The organism is Xanthomonas sp. D-36-1 (genome assembly GCF_017746155.1).
In the GTDB taxonomy this organism is placed as follows: Bacteria; Pseudomonadota; Gammaproteobacteria; order Xanthomonadales; family Xanthomonadaceae; genus Xanthomonas; species Xanthomonas cissicola.
Window position 1 is genome coordinate 1 of sequence record NZ_JAGHWR010000132.1, and the last position, 1,517, is coordinate 1,517.

1 protein-coding gene is annotated in these 1,517 nt (G+C 62.4%); it reads right to left on the bottom strand.

Annotated elements, in window-relative coordinates:
- The coding region (locus J7367_RS21950) for a TAL effector repeat-containing protein (protein ID WP_209029014.1) at nucleotides 1-1,167 on the bottom strand (1,167 nt) is incomplete at its 3' end.
- Between the last annotated feature and the right edge of the window lie 350 nt (nucleotides 1,168-1,517).

A 1,517-nucleotide genomic window follows, 5' to 3' on the forward strand; every position in this document is an offset into this window, starting at 1 on the left:
CAGGCCATGTTGCTCGCACAGCACCGGCAACAGCCGCTGCACCGTCTCCAGCGCCTGCTTGCCGCCGTCATTGCTGGCGATGGCCACCACCTGCGCCGGGGTCAGGCCATGTTGCTCGCACAGCACCGGCAACAGCCGCTGCACCGTCTCCAGCGCCTGCTTGCCGCCGTCATTGCTGGCGATGGCCACCACCTGCGCCGGGGTCAGGCCATGTTGCTCGCACAGCACCGGCAACATATCCAGCGCCTGCTTGCCACCGTTATTGCTGGCGATGGCCACCACCTGGTCCGGGGTCAGGTTCAGGGGAGCGCCCGTCAGTGCATTGCGCCATGCATGCACTGCCTCCACCGCGGTCACGCCGCCACGTTTTGCAATCTTGAGAAGTTGACCTGTGTCCAACTGTAACGGTGGACCTCTCAACTCTCCCGACACCGTGAGCAATGCTTCCAGGGCGCGTGCGCCGGACCACTGTTTGCCGACGCCAACGATGTCTTCGTGTGTCGCCTCCGGCAACGCCGCGATCATGGCCTGGTACTTGACAGCGACGGTCCCCAAGGCTGCCGGGTGTTGGCTGAGCGCAACGATGTGCGCACGTGTAAACCCATGGCCGATCAGTGCCTCGTGGTGCTGTGCTACCGTCGAACGAGCCTTCAGTTTGATCTTCTCTTGCTGCTGCTGGCTGTAGCCGAGCGTGCATAGATCGACCTGCCCGGCCGGCGAAGCGTCAGAGGTGTGCGCAGCACGCCGTCGCGGCGCCGGCTTGGCGCGCGGCGGTCGCGCGGCCGTCACAGCGACCTGCACGGTGGGGTGCGGGTCATCGGCTGCACGCAGACCCGATTGCACCTCATCCCCCTCTCCTGAGACAACCTCTGTATGAGGAGCGCCGAAGGCAGACATCGAATCAAAAAGCGATGTATCAAGAAGCGACGGATCGAACTGACGGAGCAGATCGCTGAAACTGCCCGCTGAGAACGCAGGCAAGGGTGCAGGGGGAGACGGGAGACGGGTTCGGGACATCGTCCGTCGAGCGGGCAAGCCATCCAGGGGGCTGCCAGCAGGCGGAGCCTCCCCACGATCTGCAGTCGGCTGCGGCTGAACCCTATCCGGCTGGGGTCCGGCCAGAAGTTCGTGGGCAGGACTTGGCGTGCGCGGACGAATGGGATCCATCAGGCATACCTGTTTATAGAAAAGATGGTCGCCCAAGACTAAAAGATCTCTGGTCCCTCCACTCCTTGCCGAATCCGCACGGCAGCACACAACTTCGGGGGATCCTGGCAACCCTCGACGACCGGGGGCGAGGCGCAGACGTGGAGGCAATCCAGGACCCGTATGAAGGCCGGCAGGGATTTGTGAAAATTTCTTTTCTGACAGCAAGTTAGCTCACTTTTGGCTGTTTTTTTTTTTACACGAATCCCTGCCGACCCTCAACAAGGTGGAGGCCTACAACGGCTTCGCGAAGTACTTCTTCTTCGGCCGGTGCGCATGCGCACGCCTGAAAGACTCGGAGAAGTTTATGC